This window comes from Streptosporangium sp. NPDC004379 (genome assembly GCF_042873875.1).
Classification (GTDB): Bacteria; Actinomycetota; Actinomycetes; order Streptosporangiales; family Streptosporangiaceae; genus Streptosporangium.
This window is the reverse complement of record NZ_JBIAMC010000001.1, coordinates 493,266-513,700: the sequence shown is the minus strand read 5'-3', so window position 1 is coordinate 513,700 and position 20,435 is coordinate 493,266. Positions and strand designations below refer to the sequence as shown.

Sequence of the window (20,435 nt, the reverse complement as noted above, 5' to 3'; positions counted from 1 at the left end):
GGCCCGTACGGCGGGCCGGGAGACGACGGCGATCTACCGGCCCGTTCTGTTCGGGGAGACACCGCAAGACGCCGGGGAGCGGGCGTTCCCCCGAGCCTGTGACCGAGGGTGACGGAAACGGCTCCGCCGGTCATCCTCCGCTACCGGATGGTAGGTCGGCCGGGCCGATGGTTTTCCCCTTTCCTGGGAAGGGCGGTGATTTCCGTTCCGGCCCGGGTGGAATCCCAGTTGTACGCCGTCTCCGTGCCGGTCGGGATACCCGGGTGGCCGGGGCGGCGCTCCGTCGGCCCGGGCGTGGCCCGGGCGTGACCGATCGGACCTGGGGGTCACATGATCAGGATCAGGTACGCTCTCGCCGCCGGCGTCGTGGCGGGCTCCGGCCTCGTCGTCCCCGCCGCGCTGGCGGCCCAGCCCGCCACGGCGGACACGGCCGCCCGCGTCGCCGTCGAACAGCCCTTCCAGGGGTACGTCGCCGGTGACGACGACGGCGACGACGGCCGCGGGTACGGCAACCGCGGCTGGAACGACGATGACGACGACGGCTACGACGACTGACGGCGTGCTCCTCGCGCCCGCGCGGCCGGTTCGGCCGGCCGCGCGGTCCCCGCGCCGCAGGGCGCCGGGCGTGCCGTCCTCGTGCCGAAGGGCGCCGGGCGGGCGGTCCCCGCGTCAGGTGGCGCCGGGTGGGCGCGGGACCCGGCGGAAGAAGGCCGCCACCGCGTAGGGGTCGACCGGGTCGGTCAGCAGCGCCAGCATCTCCTCCCGGCGCTCCGGCGCCACCTTGAACGGGTGGCCGAACACCCGCGGTCCCCGGCCGTCGCCCAGCAGCCGGGTCAGCATCAGGTCTCCGGGCACGGCCTGGCGCGACAGCAGCTCGTCGGTCACCGTGACCGTCCCGGTCCCCCCGGACCCGGAGTCGCGCAGGGCGACCTCCTCCCCCTCGACCTCCAGGACCTCCCACAGGCGCAGCGGCGTGCGCCGCCAGGACTCCAGCAGCTCCACCTCGTCGTCGCGCAGCCACACGCCCCGCGCGTCCAGGAACTCTCCCACCACGTCGTTCTCGAACAGGGCGAGGTCGGCCAGGGCGGGCTCGGCCACCCGGACGCTCAGCGCCACCAGGTCGTCGGTCAGCCGGCGTCGGGCCGGGCGGGCGCCGTACACGACGAGCTGCCGGAACAGGTGCTCCGCCCGCGCGGGCAGCGGGTCGCCGGGATCGGTGCGGCAGGCGGCGTACTCGGCCGCGTCCCGCTCGGCCGGAGCGAGTCCGGGCGCCAGGGACAGCGCCTCCCCGACGAGTCCGGACGCCTCGAACGACCGCCCCTCGCCCTCGGCGGACCTGGCGGCCAGCAGCAGCGCCGCCGGCTCGGTGCGGGGGAGCGCCTCCAGCACCCGGGGGGAGAGAGGCTCGCGCTCGACCTCGTCGGCGATCCGCTCCAGCACCTCCGGTGAGCGCGACAGGTACGTGACGGCCCTCGACAGGTCGGCCCCCTCGTCGTAGGTGCGCAGCGCGCTGCGCGACAGGGTCAGCCGCATGATGTCCAGCGGCGACAGGCCCGCCACCGACCCGGGGTCCCAGGGGGTGCCCACGACGCCCACCCGGCCGCCCCGCACCTCCAGGGAGGCCCCCCGCAGCAGCGGGGCCAGCGGCGGCAGCGGGTCGGCGAAGGCGTCCGGCGCCCTGGCCAGCAGCTCCAGCACCGCCGCGTCGATCGGGACGCCGGGGGAGGGGTCGATCCCCTCGGCGAAGCCGCGCAGCGCGTCGAGCGCCCGCTCGCCGAACTCCTGGACGACGAGCATCGCCCGGTCGGCGGGGAAGGCGTCGAGCTTCACGACGGACGGCTCCAGCCGGCCGCCGCGCAGGCGCAGCGCGACGACGTCCTCGGCCGCCACGTCCGCCAGCCAGCCCGCGGGCCCGGTCAGGAACGGCTCGCCCTCCTCGGTCACGGTGCGCACCCGGCCGCCGCCGGTCAGCGGCAGCCCCTCGCCGTCGGCCAGCCGCGCCCACAGCCGCAGGTCGTCGGCGGCCGCCAGCCGGCCCGCCGCCAGTTCGGCCCGGGTGGCCAGGTGCGTCAGCACCGTGCCCTCGCACAGCGTCAGAACCTCGCTCATCCGACCATTGTGGTCGACGGCGGTCGAGGCCGTGACGCGCCCCGTCAGGGACTGGTGCCGAAGCGCGGGTTGCGGCTCAGCCAGGAGGCGTAGCGGGCGTTGCGCCGTACCGCGTCGGCGTGGGCCGCCTTGGCGTGCTCGGCGACCGAGTCCGCGACCCGCGCGGTGCCCGCCTCCGGGTGCCAGCCGAGGATATGCCGCCAGCGCAGCGGTGCGCCGGCGAGCGGCACCGTGGTCAGCCCCGGGGTCGGCTGGAAGGTCGCCTGGCACAGTACGGCGGCGCGGCCGACGGAGGCCAGGTGCAGGCACGTGGCCACATCGGTCTCGTAGATGGTCAGGGGCGTGAAGCCGGCGCGGGCGCAGGCGGCGGCGAAGCAGTCGCCGAAGCAGCCGTCGCCGGGGGTGACGGCCCACCGCTCGCCGGCCAGTTCGGAGAGCTCCGCCTCCTCTCGCCCGGCGAGCGGGTGGTCCTCGCCGAGCAGCACGAAGACGGGGTCCAGCCCGATCGTCTGCCACATCACCGGCCCCTCCAGGGGCGGCGGGCTCTCGCCGCAGGCACCGACGACGGCGAAGTCGATGCGGCCGAGCGTGACCATCGTGGCGAGTTCCCTGGCCGACCAGGAGGTGCAGGTGCTGACCGGCGTGGAGGGCCACTCGCCGGCCAGCCGGTCGACCAGGCCGCCCAGGATCGGCCCGTTGGTGGCGCCCAGGCGGTAGCTGGGCGCGGCGCCGCCGGTGTTGGCGAACCGCACCGCCTCCTCCTGGAGCTCGCGGGCGGCGGGCAGCAGCACCTTCGCCCTGGCCAGCACCAGCTCCCCGAGAGGCGTGGGCCGCGCGCCGGTGTGGTCGCGCTGGAACAGCGCTCCCCCGAGTCCTCGCTCTATCCGCTTGAGCTGGGCGGTCAGCGCCGGCTGGGCCAGCCCGAGGTGGGTGGCGGCCTTGGTGACGCTCCCGGCCTCGGCGACCGCGCGCACGATCCTGAGGTGTCGAAGCTCGAGGTCCATACCGGGAAGGTAAAGCGATGGCGGTATGCCCGCAATGTAGCTGAGTCATGAAATCTGACGGAATTTAGTGAAATCAAGTGACGGGCGGGATCGTTTGCGCGGCACGGCGGAGACGAACGGGAGGTGAGGGAGGGCGGTGACGGGGTAGGCGAGTCCCATGACGATGGGAATCGACCCGAAGGACCTCTCCGAGGAAGACCTGTTCCGCGAGCTGCGGCACATGCACGAGACGCGGACCGAGACGCTCATGCACGGATCCGACGACGCGCTGGCGAACCACACCACGCGGACCGGGGAGCTTGAGCAGGAGTACCTGCGCCGTCACCCCGAGCGGGACGTCGATCCGGAGCGGCTACGCGAGGGCGCCCGGCAGCGGTAGCCGTCGCCCGCCGCCGGTGACCGTACGGCCGGTCGCGGTGGCCGTCGTCCGGCGGTGACCGTACGGCCGGCCCCCGCCGCGGACGCGCGTCCGCGACGGGGGCCGGTGGCGTGCCCGGCCCCCGGCCCCTTCGCAGAACTTTCGTCCATACGGCTCAGCGGTCTTCCGCCGCGCCCGATCCGCGCCTACTTTCGAGGCAGGATCCGGTCCGCGGGAGGCTTCTGTGCGCGTGCGGCGATGGAAGGCGCTCTGCCTCGTGGCCGCCTGGTCGGCCCTGGCCGCGGTGGCCGTCCCGGCAGGCCCGGCCGCGGCGGCGCGGAGCGCGGACGACATGGGCCGGGACGTCTCCACGGCGGTCTACGTCGTCGACAACTACTGGCGGACCCACTGGTCGCGGTTCTTCACCGGGAAGTACGTCCCCCCGGCCGTGTACGGCGGCTACCGCAGGGGCGTGAAAAAGCCGCCGCTGTGCGGCGGCCGGCGTCTCGGCTACGACAACGCCTGGTACTGCATCGAGGACGACTTCATCGCCTGGGACCTCGACCTCATGGCGCAGGGCTACCGCATCGGCGACGCGTGGGTGTACCTCGTCGTCGCCCACGAGTGGGGGCACGCCGTGCAGGCGCGGCTGCGCGACTCGCTGGTGATGTCCACCTACGAGCTCCAGGCCGACTGCCTGGCCGGCGCCGTGCTGTACGGCGCCGCGGCCGACGGCGTGCTGCGGTTCGAGCGGGGCGATGTGGAGGAGATCGCCGAGATCCACCGGAGGCTGGGCGACGAGACGTCCTGGACCGACGTGACCGACCACGGCACCGCCGCACAGCGCACCTCCTCCTTCAACCGCGGCGCGAGGTACGGCGTGCGCGGCTGCCTGCCCTGACGCCGCGCCGCCGTACGGCCCGTCCTCCCGGCCCGGAAGATCCGGCCTGGGAAATCCGGCCCGGGGGACCCGGGCCGGCCGGCCGTACGGCGGGAGCGGCTCTCACCCCTTCAGGCCGGAGCGGGAGATGCCCTCGATCACCCAGCGCTGGGCGGCGAGGTAGATGACGATCACCGGGGCGCTGGCGATCACCGCGCCGGCCATCAGCAGGTCGTAGCGGACGCTGTTGGCGCTCTGGAAGTTGCCCAGGCCGGCGGGCAGGGTCAGCGACTCCGGGCTGAGCAGCACGTACAGCGGCCACAGGAAGTCGTTCCAGTTCGTCAGGAACGACAGCAGGAACAGCGTCACCAGCGCGGGGCGGGCCAGCGGCAGCGCGATGGAGGTGAAGATCTGCCACCGGTTGCAGCCGTCCAGCTCCGCGGCCTCCTCCAGCTCCCCGGGCAGCGTGATGAAGAACTGCCGCAGGAAGAACACCCCGAACGCGCCGGCCGCGGCCGGGACGATCACCGCGGGCAGGCTGTCCACCCACGCCAGCTCGTTGACGATCAGGAAGTTGGGGATCAGCAGCACCACCGGCGGCACGAACAGCGTGGCCACGATCGTCCCGAAGAGCAGGTTCCGGCCGCGGAAGCGGAGCCGGGCCAGCGCGTAGGCGGCGGGCGTGGCGGTGACCAGGACGAGCACCGCGTGCCCGGTGGCGGCGGCCAGGCTGTTGAGGAACCAGCGCATCGCCGGGCTGTCGGCGCTGCCGAGGATCTCCCGGTAGGCGTCGATCGTGACCGGGGAGGGGATCCACTGCGGCTCCGTCGAGCCGGCGGCCTCACGGGTCTTGAAGGAGGTGACGACCATGTAGACGAGCGGGCTCAGGTAGAGCGCCGCGATCACCGCCAGGACCAGGTGCAGCAGCGTACGGCGCAGCCGGCGGATGTCCCCGGTCACGGCTTCCTCCCCTTCGCGGAGATCGTGGGACCCCCGGTCGCGGTTCCCCCGGCGAAGGCCCGGATCATGCCTTCCTCCTGTCCCGGAACGCGCCGAAGACCAGCCCGCTGGCCACCATCAGGAAGGCGGCCAGGATGAAGCTCATCGCCGAGGCGGTGCCCATGTCGAACTGGCGCAGACCGGTCTCGGCGATCAGGTAGATCGCGGTCTTGGTCTGGTCGGCGGGGGCGCCCCGGGTGATGAGGTAGGACTGGCCGAACATGTTGGCCGAGGCCAGGATCGTGGTGTTGACCACGAACAGCATGACCGGCCGCAGGCCCGGCAGGGTCACCGCGCGGAACCGGTCCCAGGCCGAGGCGCCGTCCACCATCGCCGCCTCGTGCAGCTCCCGGGGGATGTCCTGCAGCCCGGCGAGGAAGATCACCGCGTTCAGGCCGAGCGTCCACCACACCGTCACCCCGACGAGGGCGATCCAGGCGGGCGGCACGGCGGTGGTCCACTGCACGTCCAGGCCGAGATAGTGGTTGACCAGGCCGATGTTGCCGTCCAGCAGGAACTGCCAGACGACGCCGACGACCACGACGCCCAGCACGTAGGGGGCGAAGTAGACGGCCCGGTAGAGGTTGCGCCCGGCGAACCGGCCGTTCATCAGCAGCGCCACCAGCAGCGGCAGCACGATCAGCAGTGGGACGGAGAAGACGGTGAAGATCCCGGTGGCCCGCATCGCCGACCAGAACCGCGACCCGTCGACGCTCGCCGGGTCGAACAGGTCGGTGTAGTTCTCCAACCCGACGAACGGCTTGGCCGGCAGGTTGATGTCCCACTCGTGCAGGCTCGTCCAGAACCCGAAGCCGATCGGCAGGATCATGAAGACGGCGAACAGCACGAGGTAGGGGGCGCAGAACGCGTACGGCGTCCAGGACCGCATCCTGCCCGCGGTCCGGGGGGACCCGCCCGGGGACGCCGCCCCGGACAGGTCCTCCACCCTGACAGGCGGGCCGCTCACTGACCGTACTTCCGCTTGTTGTCGGCCAGCAGCTTGTCCGCCGCCGCCACGCCCTCCTTCAGCGCGTCGGCGGGGGACGACTGCTTCAGCACGGCCTTGGCGACGGCCAGCTCCAGGGCCTTGCTCTGCACGTCGCCGACGCCCGGGATGGCGGGGATGAAGTGGAACACCTCGGGGTCGGCGGCCAGCTTGATCTGCGGCAGGTCGGCGATCTCCGCGTCCTGGCGGGCGGAGTTGCGGGCGGGGATCATGCCGGCCTTGGCCCACTCGGCCGACAGGCGGCCCATGTGGTCGATGAAGAACTTCGCGGCCTGGACCTTGTTCGGGTCCTTGCCGGCCTGGGAGGTCATCACGAAGTTGTGCGAGGAGCTCCACATGGCGGCGGTGCCGCCGATGTTCGGGATCGGGGACATGCCCCACTTCAGCGACGGGGCGTTGGTCTTGAGGTCGTTGATCTGCCAGATGCCGTCCCAGGTGAGGCTGACCTTGCCGTTCTTGAAGGCGGCGTACTGGCTGTCCTGGGCGACCTCGGCGGGGCTGTAGCCCTTGTCGATCTGCTCGACCATCCAGGCCAGGGCCTTCTCGCCCTCCGGCCCGCCCCACAGCGCCTTGACGCCGTCCTCGCTGTAGAGGTCGCCGCCGAACTGCCACAGCAGGCTCATGAACATCAGGTGCGCCGGCCACTTGTTCGGCATCCAGAACGGGCTGGCGACACCGGCCTTCTTCAGCTCCGTCAGTGCCTTCTCGTAGCCCTCCCGGTCGGCGGGCGCCTCCTTCAGCCCGATCTTGTCCAGGTGCTCGGTGTTCCAGTAGTCGGCCAGGCAGTGCACGTCCAGCGGCACGCTGTAGCGCTGGTCCTTGTAGACGCCGGCCTTCCAGATGGCGGGGATGTAGTCGGACTCGGTCAGCCCGAGCGAGTTCACCACGTCGTCCAGCGGCAGGAGCGTCTTGCGGGCCGCCATGGTGCCGACCCAGTCGATGTGGATGACCGCCACGTCCGGGCCCTTGCCCGCGGAGATGGCCGTCGGCATCGCCGGGTACAGGTCCTCCCAGCGCCGGGTGACGTTGCGGACCTCGATGCGGCCGGCGAACTGCTTGTTGAACTCGTCCAGCATCTTCCGCATGTGCGGGCCGTCGCCGCCGGTGAAGCCGTTCCAGTAGTCGAGCGTCACCTTGGGCCCGGTGTACTCGCCGCCGGAGAACGTCGGCGCGGCCGAGGCGGGCGCGGAGGAGTCCGCCCCGATCTTCGTGCCGCCTCCGCAGGCGGCGAGCGCGGCGGTGAGCCCGGCGGCCCCCGAGATGCTGAGGAAGGAACGGCGGGAAAGCGGACTGGTCATTGTCACTCCTGGGGGGAAGCGGGGGCGAAGCGGACGATGTTCCACGAGGCGGGGGAGAGACGCAGCGAGGCGTGGCGGCCCTCGACGCGGGCGCCGGAGCCGGGACGGGGGACGACGCGGCCGGGCGTCTCGGCGGAGTTGACGGCCGAGGGGTCGTCGTCGGCGAGCTCCAGGTGCGCAACCGCCCGCATCCCCTCGGGAAGGGTGACCTCCAGGTCGCACGGGGAGTTCCGGTCGCGGTTGACGGCGAGGAGCGTCGTGTCGCCGGTCGCCTCGTCGTGCGTGGCGGTGGCCCAGATCGCCGGGACGTCGCCGTACCTGGCGGTGGGGATCACCGCGCACTCGGGTTCCACCCGCAGCACCTGGCCGCGGGCGTGCCGGGCGGTCAGCGCGAACGGGTGGAAGATGGTCTGCCGCCAGGCCGGGCCGCCGGGCTCGGTCCTGATCGGGGCGATGACGTTGGCGAGCTGGGCCTGGCAGGCGACGCTCACCCGGTCGGCGTTGCGCAGCAGCGTGATCAGCAGGCTGCCGACGACGACCGCGTCGGTGACGTCGTAGGTGTCCTCGATCAGCCGGGGGTGCTCGGTCCAGTCCAGCGACGACTCGCCGCCGAACCGGCTCTGGTACCAGACGTTCCACTCGTCGAAGGAGAGCATGATCTTCTTCCTGCTGCGCAGCTTCGCGCCGACGTGGTCGGCGGTGGCGGCGATGGAGCGGATCATGTGTTCCATGTCGGCGCCGCTTGCCAGGAAGGAGTCGACGTCGCCGTCGGACGGGTCGTAGTAGGCGTGCAGCGAGATGTGGTCGACCATCTCGTAGGTGGCCTCCAGCACCTCGGCCTCCCACGAGCCGAACGTCGGCATGCCGCTGTTGGAGCTGCCGCAGGCCACCAGGGACAGCCCGGGGTCGAACCGCTTGAGCGCCCGCGCGGTCTCGGCGGCGAGCCGGCCGTACTCGGCGGCGGTCTTGTGCCCCATCTGCCAGGGGCCGTCCAGCTCGTTGCCCAGGCACCACAGCCGCACGTCGTGCGGCTCGTCCACGCCGTGCGAGCGGCGCAGCTCCGACAGGGCGGTGCCGCCGGGGTAATTGGCGTACTCCACCAGCTCCAGCGCCTCGGCCACGCCGCGGGTGCCCAGGTTGAGCGCCATCATCGGCTCCACCCCGGCCTTGGCGGCCCACGCCATGAACTCGTTGAGGCCGAAGCGGTTGCCCTCCAGGCTCCGCCACGCCAGGTCCAGGCGCGCGGGCCGCTCCTGGACGGGGCCGACGCCGTCCTCCCAGCGGTAGTTGGAGACGAAGTTGCCGCCGGGATAGCGGACCACGGTGATCCCGAGCTCACGGGTCAGCTCCAGCACGTCGGTGCGGAAGCCGTCGGCGTCGGCCAGGGGGTGGCCGGGCTCGAAGACGCCGGTGTAGACGCAGCGGCCCATGTGCTCGACGAACGAGCCGAAGAGCCGGGGTTCCACCGGGCCGATCCGGAAGGCGGGGTCCAGGGTGAGGCGGGCGGAGGGGGGCAAGGCAGACCTCTTTTACGGGGGCTTGCGTGAATAGGGACGTTTGTACAACGTTGTTTCAACGTTGTAAACAGTCGCCGCCGCAGCGATACCCGGGCGTTACGATCGACGGGTTCGCATCTCGCGCGAGCCTGGAGGGCCGCGCGGCCGGGGAGGACGGAAGACGCCGTGGGAGTGAGCCTGCGCGACATCGCGCGCCTGGCGGGGGTGTCGGTGAAGACCGTCTCCAACGTCGTCAACGGGTACGCCCACGTCTCCCCGGAGACCCGGGCGAAGGTGGAGAAGGCGCTCACCGAACTCGACTACCGCCCCAACCTGTCGGCGCGGAACCTGCGGCGCGGCCGCACCGGCGTGATCGCCCTGGCCCTGCCGGAGCTCGACGCGCCCTACTTCGCGGAACTGTCCCGGTTCGTCATCGACGCCGCGGCCGAGCACCGGTGGCTGGTCGTCATCGAGCAGACCGACGGCGGCCTCGACCGGGAGCGGCGGGCCCTCGACGGGGTCCGCGACCACCGGGTCGACGGGCTCATCCTGACCCCCTTCGCGATCGGCGCCGAGGAACTGGCGGCCCGCACCGACGACACCGCCCTCGTCCTGCTCGGCGAGCGGATCCACGACGGCCCGGCCGACCACGTCGCCATCGACAACGTACGGGCGGCCCGCGACGTCACCGAGCACCTGATCGGCCTCGGCCGCACCCGCATCGCCGCCCTCGGCGCGCAGGACAACTCCGCCAGCGGTACGGCCCCGCTCCGCCTGGCCGGGTACCGCCAGGCGCTGGCCGCCCGCGGGCTGCCCGAGACGGTCGCGAAGGTGGAGCGCTACCACCGGGCGGAGGGCGCGGCGGCGATGGCCGGCCTGCTGACCCTGGACCCGCGGCCCGACGCGGTGTTCTGCTTCAACGACCTGCTGGCGCTCGGCGCGATGCGCACGATCCTCGCCGCGGGACTCCGGGTGCCCGAGGACATCGCGCTGGCCGGGCTCGACGACATCGAGGACGGCCGCTACAGCACGCCGACCCTCACCACCGTCGCCCCCGACAAGGCGGAGCTGGCCCGTATCGCGGTCGACCTGCTCCGGCAGCGCATCGACGGCCGGCCGGGCCAGCCCCCTCGCGAGGCGCGGGCCGGCTACCGGCTCGTGCCCAGGGAGAGCACCCTGGGCAGGTGAGGGCCCCGCCGCTCCCACGCGGACGCCGTGGCCCCGGGCGAAACCTCAGGAGGGCCCCGCCGCTCCCGCGCGGACGCCGTGGCTCCGGGCGAAACCTCAAGAATGGTGGAGGTCGAGTTACGATGGGCCCGTGCCCAACTTCGAACTCACCGTCGGCCAGCTCGCGGCCCGCAGCGGCGTCGCCGTCTCGGCGCTGCACTTCTACGAGGCCAAAGGGCTGATCCGCAGCCGCCGCACGGCCGGCAACCAGCGCCGCTTCGCCCGTGACACGCTGCGCAGGATCGCCTTCATCCGGGTCTCCCAGCGGGTGGGCATCCCGCTGAAGACGATCCAGGCCGCGCTGTCGGCGCTGCCCGAGGAGCGCACCCCCACCCGCGACGACTGGGCGAGGCTGTCGGCGACGTGGCGGTCGGAGCTGGACGACCGGATCAAGCAGCTCCAGCGGCTCCGTGACGGCCTGACCGAGTGCATCGGCTGCGGCTGTCTGTCCCTGGACCGCTGTGCGCTGGCCAACCCCGGCGACGCGGAGGCGGCCCGGGGGCCGGGCTCGCGGCTGATGGTCGGCCGTCCGAACCCGCGCCCGTGCGCCGGCGAGGTGTGCGAGCCCGCGGTCTGAGCGGCCCGCCGTACGGCTCCGCCCGCCGTACGGCCCGCGCGGCGCAGGGCGCGTCCCGGCCGAACGGGCCGCCGGAGTCGCGTGCGGGCAGGATCCGGGACGTCCGCCGTACGGCGCGGCCCGCCGTACGATCGTGCGGGTCAGACGCCGTGGGCGCGCAGCCAGTCGCGGTTGGCGCGCTGGTCGTCCAGGATGCGGCGGACGTCCTGGCCGGAGCCGGGCGCGTCCTGCTCGACGACCAGCCAGCCCTCGTAGCCGTCCAGTCCGGCGAGGACCCCCGCCAGATCGACCTCGCCGGCCCCCAGGGCGGGGAAGCCGCCGCCCGCGACCACCGCGGCCAGGTCGCCGCCGGACGCCCGCACCCCGTCGCGCGCCGCGCGGCTGGCGTCCTTGATGTGGACCTGCCGGATCCGGCCGCCCCAGTCGCGCAGCGCCGCCACCGGGTCGCCGCCCGCCAGCCACAGGTGCCCGGTGTCCAGGCAGAGGGAGACGTCGGTGAGCTCCAGCAGCCGCTCGACCTCCTCGGCGGTCTCCACCAGGGTGCCGAGGTGGTGGTGGAAGACGGGCTCCAGGCCCCGGTCGCGGCAGCGGTCGGCGGCCTCCTGGACCCGGGCGGCGAAGCCCGTCCATTCGCCGGCGGGCAGGCCCGGGGCGCCGTCGCGGGCGACCCGCGGCGGATGGCCGGGGCAGGCGAGCGTGGGCCGCGGCGCGAACCGGCCGTCGGCGGGCGCCGCGCCGGCGAACACCGCCAGGGCGGCCTCCAGCCCCGGCAGGCCGGCCGAGAACGCCCCGGCGTCCTCGTAACGCAGGTCCACCCAGCCGCCGGCCAGGCCCATCCCGGCCCGCTCCAGCCGCTCCCGAAGCTCCGCGCCGATGCCGAGGTAGCCGATCGGCCCGGAGTCGACCCCGTCGTATCCGGCGCCGGCCAGCGCGCCGAGCATGGTCGCGGGGCCTATCGGCGCGTCGTCGGCCCGGTAGATCCCGAAGTTGACGGGGGCGTTCGCGACCTTGATCGACATCACTGCTCCAGGTGTCACTGTTCCAGACGGGCCAGCCAGCGGAGGGGGTTGTCACGGGTGATCAGGCGGATGGTGTCCTCGGTGATCCCAGCTTCGCGCATCCTGGGCAGGAACGTGCGGAACAGATGGCCGTAACCGGCTCCGCCGTACCGCTCTATCTCCGAGACCCTCGACAGGCCGCTGCTGAGCAGCAACCGGTGGGCGTGTCCCTCCTCGACGAGGGCGAGGGCGTGCCTGAGCCGGTCGGACCCGGGAGAGGAGCCGAGGGAGGAGAGGCAGACGTAGCCGCCGGCCTCGGCGACCTTGCGGGGGAGCGCGCGGTCGGTCCCGGCGTCGGCGACGCTGACGCGATCGGCGGGCAGCCCCTCGCCGAGCAGGATCTCCAGCAGCGGCAGGGCGCCGCGGTGGTGGACCGCGACCGGCAGGCCGGAGGCCAGGGACGCCCGGGCGGCGGCGGCCGCGCAGCGCTCCTCGGCGGGAGACGGGTCGCCGTCCCAGGCGCCGATCTCGCCGATCACGCCGGGCCGGACCCCGGTGCCGTCCAGGCCGTCGCGGATCTCGGCCAGCAGGTGGGCGGTGAGCGTGTCCACGTCGGCGTCGAGCGCCCAGGCGGGCGTGAACGGGCCGGCGAAGAAGCCGGTCCCGGCCACCACGCCGACGCGGCTGCACGCCGCGACCTTGGCCAGCGTCGCGGCGTCGCGCCCGGCGCCGATGCAGCTCAGCTCGACGACCAGGCCGAGGGCGTCGTACCGGCGGAGGTCGCGCAGCTCCTCGACGACGGCGTCCTCCTCGTCCAGCCAGCGGTTGGGGTCGGAGGCCGCGCCCGCCGCGCACCGCAGGTCGCTGCGGAGATGCTCGCGGGGGAGGACCGCCCCCTCGATGTCCGGCGAGGGGCACGGGCCGTTGACGGTCATCACGAGATTTGCCTCATGCATGAACGGACATTAGCCCATATTTAGTGTGAAAATCGAAGAAAGCCTCAGGGCTTTACCTTTCCGCTTTTAGTTGTGCTTCCAAACTATTGACGGGATGTGTGCTGCTGTGTGACCCTCTGGGCGTTCATGCACGTGCATCATGGGCGGTCGAAGGTCAGGGTCCCCGCCCCCTGACCGTGCATGGCGGTCTGACCATTGCTCAGCGAAGGGAAGCCGTACATGCGAAGAAGTCTGTTCAGCGTGCTCGCCGCCGTCTCGGTGGCCTGCGCGGCCGTCGCCGGGGGAGCCGGGGGAGCCGCGGCGTCCGCCGGCGCGCTCCCCGCGCCCGCCGGGGCGCGGGCGAACGCCGCCGCGGCCGCGGCCCAGCCGTACGACTGGAAGAACGTCCGGATCGACGGCGGCGGGTTCGTGCCGGGGATCATCTTCAACCAGACCGAGAAGAACCTGATCTACGCCCGCACCGACATCGGCGGCGCCTACCGCTGGGAGCAGGCCACCAAGAGCTGGATCCCCCTCCTCGACTGGGTGGGCCGCGACCGGTGGGGCTACAACGGCGTGGTCAGCCTCGCCACCGACCCTGTCGAACCCGACCGCGTCTACGTCGCCGCCGGGATGTACACCAACAGCTGGGACCCCAACAACGGCGCGATCCTGCGCTCGGCCGACCGGGGCAAGACCTGGCAGGCCACCCCGCTGCCGTTCAAGCTCGGCGGCAACATGCCCGGCCGCGGCATGGGCGAGCGCCTGACCGTCGACCCCAACGACAACCGGGTCGTCTACCTCGGGGCGCCCGACGGCAACGGCCTGTGGCGCAGCACCGACAAGGGCGTGACCTGGGCCAAGGTCACCTCCTTCACCAACCCGGGCGACTACGCCCAGGACCCGAACGACCCGAACGGCTACCTCAGCCACCGGCCCGGCGTGGTCTGGGTGACCTTCGACCCCTCCTCGGGAACCAAGGGCAGCCCGACGAAGAAGATCTACGTCGGCGTCGCCGACAAGGCCAACACCGTCTACAGCTCCGCCGACGCCGGCGCCACCTGGACGCGGGTCGCCGGACAGCCCACCGGGTACATCGCGCACAAGGGCGTCCTGGACGCCGGGAACCACACGCTCTACATCGCCACCAGCGACACCGGCGGGCCGTACGACGGCGCCAAGGGCGACGTCTGGAAGCTCGACACCGCGACCGGCGCGTGGACCCGGATCAGCCCGATCCCCTCCAGCTCGTCCGACGACTACTTCGGCTACAGCGGGCTCACCCTCGACCGCCAGCACCCCGGCACCCTGATGGTCGCCACCCAGGTCTCCTGGTGGCCCGACGTGATCTTCTTCCGCTCCGCCGACGGCGGCGCGACCTGGACCCGCATCTGGGACTGGGCGAGCTACCCCGAGCGCACCCTCCGCTACAAGATGGACATCTCCTCGTCCCCCTGGCTCACCTTCGGCGGCAACCCGGCGCCGCCGGAGACCGCGCCCAAGCTCGGCTGGATGACGGAGTCCATGGAGATCGACCCGTTCGACTCCAACCGCATGATGTACGGCACCGGCGCCACCATCTACGGCACCGAGGACCTCCTCAAGTGGGACACCGGCGGCCAGTTCACCATCAAGCCCATGGTCAAGGGGCTGGAGGAGACCGCCGTCCTCGACCTGGTCAGCCCGCCCACCGGCGCGCCGCTGATCAGCGGGCTCGGCGACATCGGCGGCTTCCGCCACGCCAGCCTCGACGCCGTGCCGCCGATGATGTTCACCTCGCCCGTCTTCACCACCACGACCAGCCTCGACTACGCCGAGGCCAAGCCGGCGATCATGGTCCGGGCGGGCAGCTTCACCGACGCCGACCGGCCGAACGACAGCCACGTCGCGTTCTCCACCGACGGCGGCGCCAACTGGTTCCAGGGCACCGAGCCGGGCGGGATCAACGAGGGCGGCACGGTCGCGGCGTCCGCCGACGGCTCCCGCTTCGTCTGGGCCCCCAAGGGCATACCCGTCCACTACTCGGTGGGCTTCGGCAACTCCTGGACCGCCTCCACCGGCATCCCCACCGGCGCGGTGGTCGAGTCCGACCGGGTGGATCCCAACACCTTCTACGGCTTCGCCGCCGGGAAGTTCTACGTCAGCGTCAACGGCGGCGCGTCCTTCACCGCCACCGCCGCCACCGGCCTGCCGGCCACCGGCGACGTCAGGTTCAAGGCCCTGCCGGGCGTCAAGGGCGACATCTGGCTCGCGGGCGGCGAGAGCGGCCTGTGGCACTCCGTCAACGGCGGCGCGTCCTTCACCAAGCTCTCCGCCGTCACGAACGCCGTCAGCGTGGGCTTCGGCAAGGCCGCGCCGGGCAAGACGTACCCGGCGCTCTACACCGCCGCCACCGTGGACGGCACCGCCGGGGTGTTCCGCTCCGACGACGCCGGCGCGACCTGGGTGCGGATCAACGACGACCGGCACCAGTACGGCAACATGGGCGACGCCATCACCGGCGACCCGCGGATCTACGGGCGCGTCTACCTCGGCACCAACGGCCGGGGCGTCCTGTACGCCGACCCGTCCGGGACCGTCCCGCCCGATGACGACACCGCCCCGCCGTCCAAGCCCGGTAAGCCGGCCGCCTCGTCGATCACCTCCTCCGGCGCCACGCTCACCTGGACGGCGTCCACCGACGACACCGGCGTCACCGGATACGACGTCTACCGGGAGGCCGGGACGACCGACGTGAAGGCGGGCTCGCCGTCCTCGGCGACGTTCACCCTCACCGGCCTGTCCCCGGCGACCTCCTACACCTACTACGTGGTCGCCCGGGACGCGGCGGGCAACGTCTCCGCCGCCTCCGACCCGGTCACGTTCACCACGGCGCCCGGCGGCGGCCAGCCCGGCGGCGGCTGCACCGCCGCCTACAAGGTCGCCAACTCCTGGCCCGGCGGGTTCCAGGGCGAGGTCACGGTGAAGAACACCGGCACCTCGGCGATCAACGGCTGGACGGTCAAGTGGACCTTCCCCGACGGCCAGAAGATCACCCAGCTCTGGAGCGGAGTCCACACCCAGACCGGCGCGGACGTGACCGTCAAGGACGCCGGCTGGAACGCGAACCTGGCGGGCGGCGCGTCCACCACGTTCGGGTTCGGCGCCTCCTGGACCGGGACCAACGGCGTCCCCGCCACCGTCACCTGCACGACGGGCTGACCCCGCGCGCCCTCCGGCCGGAACGCGATGGTGACCGGCCGGAGAGGCGTGGCGGGCCGACTCCGGGTTCTCCGGGTTCTCCGGTCGGAAGGCGACGGTGACCGGCCGGAGAGCCGCGGCGGGCCGGCCCCGCGCCTCCGGCCGGGAAACGGCGCGACCCGGCCGGAGGAGCTCCCCCTATCCTTGAACGAAACCGACCGTACGGGGGAGTACGTGACGATCTCCGGTGGAACGCCTGACGCCCGGGGCGGAGCCGCCCGCCCGCCGAGGGCCGCGGACCTCCGCGGCGGGACCGGCGCCCCGTCCGGGGCCGGGGACGAGGACCCCGGCCCCGGCGTGGACGCGCCGGCCCGCCGCTCCGGCCTCCAGGGGTGGCTCGACGGCATCCGGTCCACCCGCACCGGCCACCTCACGCTGAAGTTCGTCATCGGCGTCGTCGGCGCCGTGCTGGTCATCGGCGGCCTCATCATGGTCCCGTTCCCCGGCCCCGGCTGGCTGGTGGTCTTCGCAGGCCTCGCCGTCCTGGCCACCGAGTTCCACTGGGCCCGCAGGCTGCTGGCGTTCGGCCGGCGGACCCTCGCAGCGTGGACCGCCTGGCTCGGCCGCCGGGGCTGGACGGTCAGGATCCTCGTCGTCCTGGCCGCGGCCGTCGCCGCCGCCGCCATCGTCTACTACGGCCTCAAACTGAGCGTGGGCATCGACCTGGTCGAGGAGGCCCGCCGCCTGCTCGCCCGCTGACCGGGCACGGGGTCCCGGGGCGACGGCGAATCTCCCGGCAGCCTTTACCCTGAACCGACGGTCACGTAACGATTCCAATGCGTCACACTCCGTAGTCTCGCTGAGTCTGATCCCCAAGGACACAAAGGAGAGTGACACTCGATGCGTGCCCTGTCTTCGATGATCGCCCTGGCGGCGGCCGGAATCGTCGCGGTGACCGGCACCGCGGCCCACGCCGACTCGGTCAACCTGCGCGCCAGGGTCATGCCCGGCCAGGAGGTGATGCTCACACCTGAGCTCGTGCCCACGGCCGCCTACCGCGGCAACGTGCTGGTCAAGCTGGAGAACAACGACGTGCCCACCGAGGTGCGGGTCGCCAACTGCCGGGGCCGCTCCATCGGCAAGGTGGAGATCGCTCCCAACGACCACGCGCCGCGGGTCGCCGCGACCCTCTCCCGGCGCGCCGTCCGGAGCCTGGCCCGCACGGACCGGGACGACGCCGTCCAGAGCGGCCCCGCCCAGACGGACGACACCCAGGGCGCCACCCAGACGGACACCCAGGGCGCCTCCCGGACGGCCTCGCGGGACGTCCAGGCGAACACCCGGGCCCGCCTGGCCCAGTCCTGCCTGCGCTTCAAGGTCAAGAACCTCGGCCAGACCCCGGCGGTCATCAAGGGCATCGGCTACTTCTAGCCGCCGCCCACGTCGTCCGCGCCGTCCGGGACCGGTGCCCGGCGGCCGGTCCGCCCGGCCGCCGGGCACCGGTCTCCGGGACGGCGCGGGTGATGCGACACCTGAACGGGGCGGGGACGGCCGACACGGCCGTCCCCGCCCCGCCGTACGCCCCGCCGTACGCCCCGCCGTACGCCCCGCCGTACGCCCCGCCGTACGCCCCGCCGTACGCCCCGGCTCGTGACCCGGGGGCACAGGCGCCCGCCCGCTTCGCCGTACCGGAGAAAAACCACCCCCGGCCAGGGCTCGTTCCGGCCGGATGCCACCCTGGAGGTCCGGGGACGCCGCCCCGGAGGAGCGAGAGCGAAGGGAAGGCGGCAGAGTGCGCATCGACCTCACCGGCAGGACCGCGATCGTCACCGGCTCCTCACAGGGCATCGGCCACGCCATCGCCACCGGCCTCGCCCGGTCCGGCGCGCGGGTCGTCCTCACCGGACGCGGCGCCTCCTCCCTGGAGGACGCGGCCGGACGGCTGCGCGGCACGGTGCCGGACGCCGGGATCGTCACGGTCGTCGGGGACCTCGCCACCGAGGAGGGCGCGGCCGCGCTGGCCGACGCGGTCCCGGACGCCGACATCCTCGTCAACAACCTCGGCATCTACGGCTCCCGCCCGCCCCTGGAGATCACCGACGCCGAGTGGCGCGCCTACTTCGACGTGAACGTCCTCAGCGCCGTACGGCTGACCCGCCGCTACCTGCCCGGGATGATGGAGCGGGGCTGGGGGAGGGTGCAGAACATCGCCAGCGACTCCGCCGTCGCCATCCCGGCGGAGATGATCCAGTACGGCATGTCGAAGACCTCGCTGCTCGCCGTGTCCCGTGGGTTCGCCAAGGCCGCCGCCGGGACCGGCGTCACCGTGAACTCCGTGATCGTCGGGCCGACCCACACCGGGGGAGTGGAGGACTTCGTCTACGAACTGGTGGACCGGAGCCTGCCCTGGGAGGAGGCGCAGCGCGAGTTCATGCGCCTGCACCGCCCGCAGTCGCTCCTGCAGCGGCTCATCGAGCCCGAGGAGGTCGCCAACATGGTCGTCTACCTCAGCTCGCCCCAGGCGTCCGCGACCACCGGCGGCGCGCTCAGGGTGGACGGCGGCTACGTCGACGCGATCCTGCCCTGAGCCCCGATCTGAGTCCCTGCCCTGAGTCCCGGTTCCGGCGCCCGGGAGACGCCGGACCCCGGTGCTCGGAGGCACGCCATCTTTTACATGTCGGTGACAGGCTCGGTCACGGCCCGTAATCGGCGCCGCCGAGCCTTGAGGACATGAGTGAGACGGAACGGAGACGATCCGCCTCCCGGTGGACGCTCAACAGAGAACTGACCAACGTCGGCGCGATCATCGTCGCCGCGGGGATGGCCCATCTCGTCATCGGATTGATCGGGCACGACAGGTTCGGGCCGGTGATGCTCGTGCTGCTCGGCGTCGTCCTCGTCGTCGCGGCCCTCGGGCACCGGTTCTACGAGGAGCGGCGGCACCGCGCGGCGCCGGCCGCCGGGTGCGCCCGGTGCGGGGAGCTCGTGGGGGAGGAGCACTGAGAGACACCGAGGGAGATGCCGACAGGGGCGGGGAGGAGCGCTGAGACGACCCTTGTCACGCCAACCGATCCGTTATAGATCACGAAGTATGAGGTGTATCCGGCTTAGGCTGCGGCCGTGCCCATGATCGCTGGTCTCCGCCGAACGACCCGCCGTACGGCCCGCGGAACGGTCCGCCGTACGGCCCGCCATGCCGCCGCCCTGGCCGCCGCCGTGGCTCCGGCCGCCGTCCTCGCGCCCGCCGCGCACGCGGCGCCGGCCGCGGCGGCGGTGGTGGTCGACGTCAAGCTGACCGGGACGGGCGTGACCGTCCACGAGAAGGCGGCCGACCCGGTCAAGGTGACCTCCTACACCCTCGGCAACGTCGCCTACCTCCGCCGCGACGGCCGGTTCGCCAAGCAGACCGGCTACCAGGAGATCACGGTCGCCCCGAAGGGGCGCAGGGCCGTCGCGGTGCCCACCACCTACGTCAACGACCACGACTCGGTGCTCCTCGCCGATCTCACCGCGAACACCGGCTCGAAGGTGCAGACCGTCGCCAGGCCGCTCATCGCCAAGTTCGCCCACTGGTCGCGCGACGGCGCCAAGGCGGTGCTGACCGTCCAGCGGAAGAACGGCACGAGCTGGGACACCGTCGGGTTCGCGGTCGTCGACGCCGCCGCGAAGACCGCGCGGGCGGTGACCGTGCAGGGGGCGGACAGGGCCGCCAGGTTCCGCTGGGGGCCCGGCGGAACCGAGGTGGTGACCGGGCACCAGGGCGGCACCCGCTTCTACGGCCTCGACGGCGGTCTCCGGCGCACCTTCGCCGGGACGGGCGCGCCCGCCGGGGGAGAGGACGCCTTCTCGCCCTCCGGGAAGGACTTCCTGACCTGGTGCCCGCTGACCTACACCGAGCCCGTCTGCGTCCGGGACCGCGCCACGGGAAGGCTGTCGGCCAGGGTGAACATCCGCGCCCAGGCCCTGCTGGGCTGGTGGGACGACAGGCACCTCATCGCCGTCGTCCCGTCCGGCGGCGCCTACCGGGCGGTCGTCGCCGACCTCACCGGGAGGAGCACCCGGGTGCTGGCCGACATCCCCGCCGCCGACTGGAAGGCCAAGGTCTACCTCAGCTACACCCGCCCCTGACCGTTCTCCTCGCCGGTGCGTGGAGGGGCCGGCGACGGGAGGGTTCGCCGCCGGCCCCTCGTACGGCGGGCCACGCCGCCGACGGCGGTGTGACCGGCTGTGATCATGACACCTGGACGATCACGCGCGGATCAGTTCCAGATGACGTCGCGGCGAATGCTCATGGGACACCTCCTCTCGTTTCGGACGGGGAAGGGATCCTGGGATCAGGTCCAGACGACGTCGCGGCGAATGCTCATG

General features: G+C 72.8%; 19 protein-coding genes. 11 read left to right on the top strand and 8 right to left on the bottom strand.

Annotated elements, in window-relative coordinates; all coding sequences use genetic code 11:
• Positions 1–330 precede the first annotated feature (330 nt).
• On the top strand, positions 331–555 hold the full coding sequence (locus tag ACFYSC_RS02225) for a hypothetical protein (RefSeq protein WP_389955406.1): 225 nt from the start codon (positions 331–333) through the stop codon (positions 553–555).
• Positions 556–669: 114 nt separating this feature from the next.
• On the opposite strand, the gene ACFYSC_RS02220 is transcribed toward ACFYSC_RS02225, so the two are convergent.
• Both ACFYSC_RS02220 and ACFYSC_RS02215 read right to left on the bottom strand, forming a co-directional pair.
• Entirely contained in the window at positions 670–2,109 is a 1,440-nt protein-coding gene (locus tag ACFYSC_RS02220; protein WP_389955404.1) for a hypothetical protein, read from the bottom strand.
• A 44-nt stretch (positions 2,110–2,153) separates the two neighbouring features.
• On the bottom strand, positions 2,154–3,113 hold the full coding sequence (locus ACFYSC_RS02215) for a LysR family transcriptional regulator (protein WP_389955401.1): 960 nt from the start codon (positions 3,111–3,113) through the stop codon (positions 2,154–2,156).
• A gap of 157 nt (positions 3,114–3,270) precedes the next feature.
• Here ACFYSC_RS02215 and ACFYSC_RS02210 point away from each other — a divergent pair, with 157 nt between their 5' ends.
• Together ACFYSC_RS02210 and ACFYSC_RS02205 are read left to right on the top strand one after the other, a co-directional pair.
• A complete protein-coding gene (locus ACFYSC_RS02210) occupies positions 3,271–3,492 on the top strand; it encodes a DUF6158 family protein (protein ID WP_389955398.1) in 222 nt (73 codons plus the stop codon).
• Between the two features lie 223 nt (positions 3,493–3,715).
• On the top strand, positions 3,716–4,372 hold the full coding sequence (locus ACFYSC_RS02205; RefSeq protein ID WP_389955396.1) for a neutral zinc metallopeptidase: 657 nt from the start codon (positions 3,716–3,718) through the stop codon (positions 4,370–4,372).
• A 102-nt stretch (positions 4,373–4,474) separates the two neighbouring features.
• Here the strand turns inward: ACFYSC_RS02205 and ACFYSC_RS02200 are convergent, their stop codons facing one another.
• The 4 genes from ACFYSC_RS02200 to ACFYSC_RS02185 all read right to left on the bottom strand — a co-directional run bounded on the left by ACFYSC_RS02200 (position 4,475) and on the right by ACFYSC_RS02185 (position 9,171).
• Entirely contained in the window at positions 4,475–5,311 is an 837-nt protein-coding gene (locus tag ACFYSC_RS02200) for a carbohydrate ABC transporter permease (RefSeq protein ID WP_362928608.1), read from the bottom strand.
• A 64-nt stretch (positions 5,312–5,375) separates the two neighbouring features.
• Positions 5,376–6,317 (bottom strand): carbohydrate ABC transporter permease, encoded by a 942-nt coding sequence (locus tag ACFYSC_RS02195; protein ID WP_389955392.1) that lies wholly within the window; start codon positions 6,315–6,317, stop codon positions 5,376–5,378.
• Positions 6,314–7,654 carry an ABC transporter substrate-binding protein gene (locus tag ACFYSC_RS02190; RefSeq protein ID WP_389955388.1) on the bottom strand — a complete coding sequence of 447 codons (1,341 nt, stop codon included), beginning with the start codon at positions 7,652–7,654 and terminating at the stop codon, positions 6,314–6,316. Before ACFYSC_RS02190 ends, ACFYSC_RS02195 begins: the two co-directional genes overlap by 4 nt.
• A gap of 2 nt (positions 7,655–7,656) precedes the next feature.
• Positions 7,657–9,171 carry an alpha-N-arabinofuranosidase gene (locus tag ACFYSC_RS02185; protein WP_389955386.1) on the bottom strand — a complete coding sequence of 505 codons (1,515 nt, stop codon included), beginning with the start codon at positions 9,169–9,171 and terminating at the stop codon, positions 7,657–7,659.
• A 165-nt stretch (positions 9,172–9,336) separates the two neighbouring features.
• Here ACFYSC_RS02185 and ACFYSC_RS02180 point away from each other — a divergent pair, with 165 nt between their 5' ends.
• The gene (locus ACFYSC_RS02180; protein ID WP_389955383.1) at positions 9,337–10,338 is read left to right on the top strand and encodes a LacI family DNA-binding transcriptional regulator; all 1,002 of its coding nucleotides are present in this window, start codon (positions 9,337–9,339) and stop codon (positions 10,336–10,338) included.
• 130 nt (positions 10,339–10,468) lie between these two features.
• Positions 10,469–10,954, top strand: coding sequence for a redox-sensitive transcriptional activator SoxR (gene soxR / locus ACFYSC_RS02175; protein ID WP_362928619.1), 486 nt, complete (start codon positions 10,469–10,471; stop codon positions 10,952–10,954).
• A 140-nt stretch (positions 10,955–11,094) separates the two neighbouring features.
• On the opposite strand, the gene ACFYSC_RS02170 is transcribed toward soxR, so the two are convergent.
• Together ACFYSC_RS02170 and ACFYSC_RS02165 are read right to left on the bottom strand one after the other, a co-directional pair.
• Positions 11,095–11,973, bottom strand: coding sequence for a sugar phosphate isomerase/epimerase family protein (locus tag ACFYSC_RS02170; protein WP_389955380.1), 879 nt, complete (start codon positions 11,971–11,973; stop codon positions 11,095–11,097).
• A gap of 14 nt (positions 11,974–11,987) precedes the next feature.
• Complete coding sequence (locus tag ACFYSC_RS02165) at positions 11,988–12,908, bottom strand: aryldialkylphosphatase (RefSeq protein ID WP_389955377.1); 921 nt, start codon at positions 12,906–12,908, stop codon at positions 11,988–11,990.
• Between the two features lie 219 nt (positions 12,909–13,127).
• Here ACFYSC_RS02165 and ACFYSC_RS02160 point away from each other — a divergent pair, with 219 nt between their 5' ends.
• The 6 genes from ACFYSC_RS02160 to ACFYSC_RS02135 all read left to right on the top strand — a co-directional run bounded on the left by ACFYSC_RS02160 (position 13,128) and on the right by ACFYSC_RS02135 (position 20,195).
• Positions 13,128–16,088, top strand: a complete 2,961-nt coding sequence (locus ACFYSC_RS02160; protein ID WP_389955375.1) for a cellulose binding domain-containing protein — start codon at positions 13,128–13,130, stop codon at positions 16,086–16,088.
• Between the two features lie 183 nt (positions 16,089–16,271).
• A complete protein-coding gene (locus tag ACFYSC_RS02155; protein ID WP_362928627.1) occupies positions 16,272–16,826 on the top strand; it encodes a TIGR02611 family protein in 555 nt (184 codons plus the stop codon).
• A gap of 141 nt (positions 16,827–16,967) precedes the next feature.
• The gene (locus ACFYSC_RS02150) at positions 16,968–17,498 is read left to right on the top strand and encodes a hypothetical protein (RefSeq protein WP_389955371.1); all 531 of its coding nucleotides are present in this window, start codon (positions 16,968–16,970) and stop codon (positions 17,496–17,498) included.
• Between the two features lie 361 nt (positions 17,499–17,859).
• Positions 17,860–18,654 carry an SDR family NAD(P)-dependent oxidoreductase gene (locus ACFYSC_RS02145; protein ID WP_389955369.1) on the top strand — a complete coding sequence of 265 codons (795 nt, stop codon included), beginning with the start codon at positions 17,860–17,862 and terminating at the stop codon, positions 18,652–18,654.
• A 143-nt stretch (positions 18,655–18,797) separates the two neighbouring features.
• The gene (locus tag ACFYSC_RS02140) at positions 18,798–19,070 is read left to right on the top strand and encodes a hypothetical protein (RefSeq protein ID WP_389955366.1); all 273 of its coding nucleotides are present in this window, start codon (positions 18,798–18,800) and stop codon (positions 19,068–19,070) included.
• Between the two features lie 117 nt (positions 19,071–19,187).
• The gene (locus tag ACFYSC_RS02135; RefSeq protein ID WP_362928635.1) at positions 19,188–20,195 is read left to right on the top strand and encodes a hypothetical protein; all 1,008 of its coding nucleotides are present in this window, start codon (positions 19,188–19,190) and stop codon (positions 20,193–20,195) included.
• The last annotated feature ends 240 nt before the right edge of the window (positions 20,196–20,435 follow it).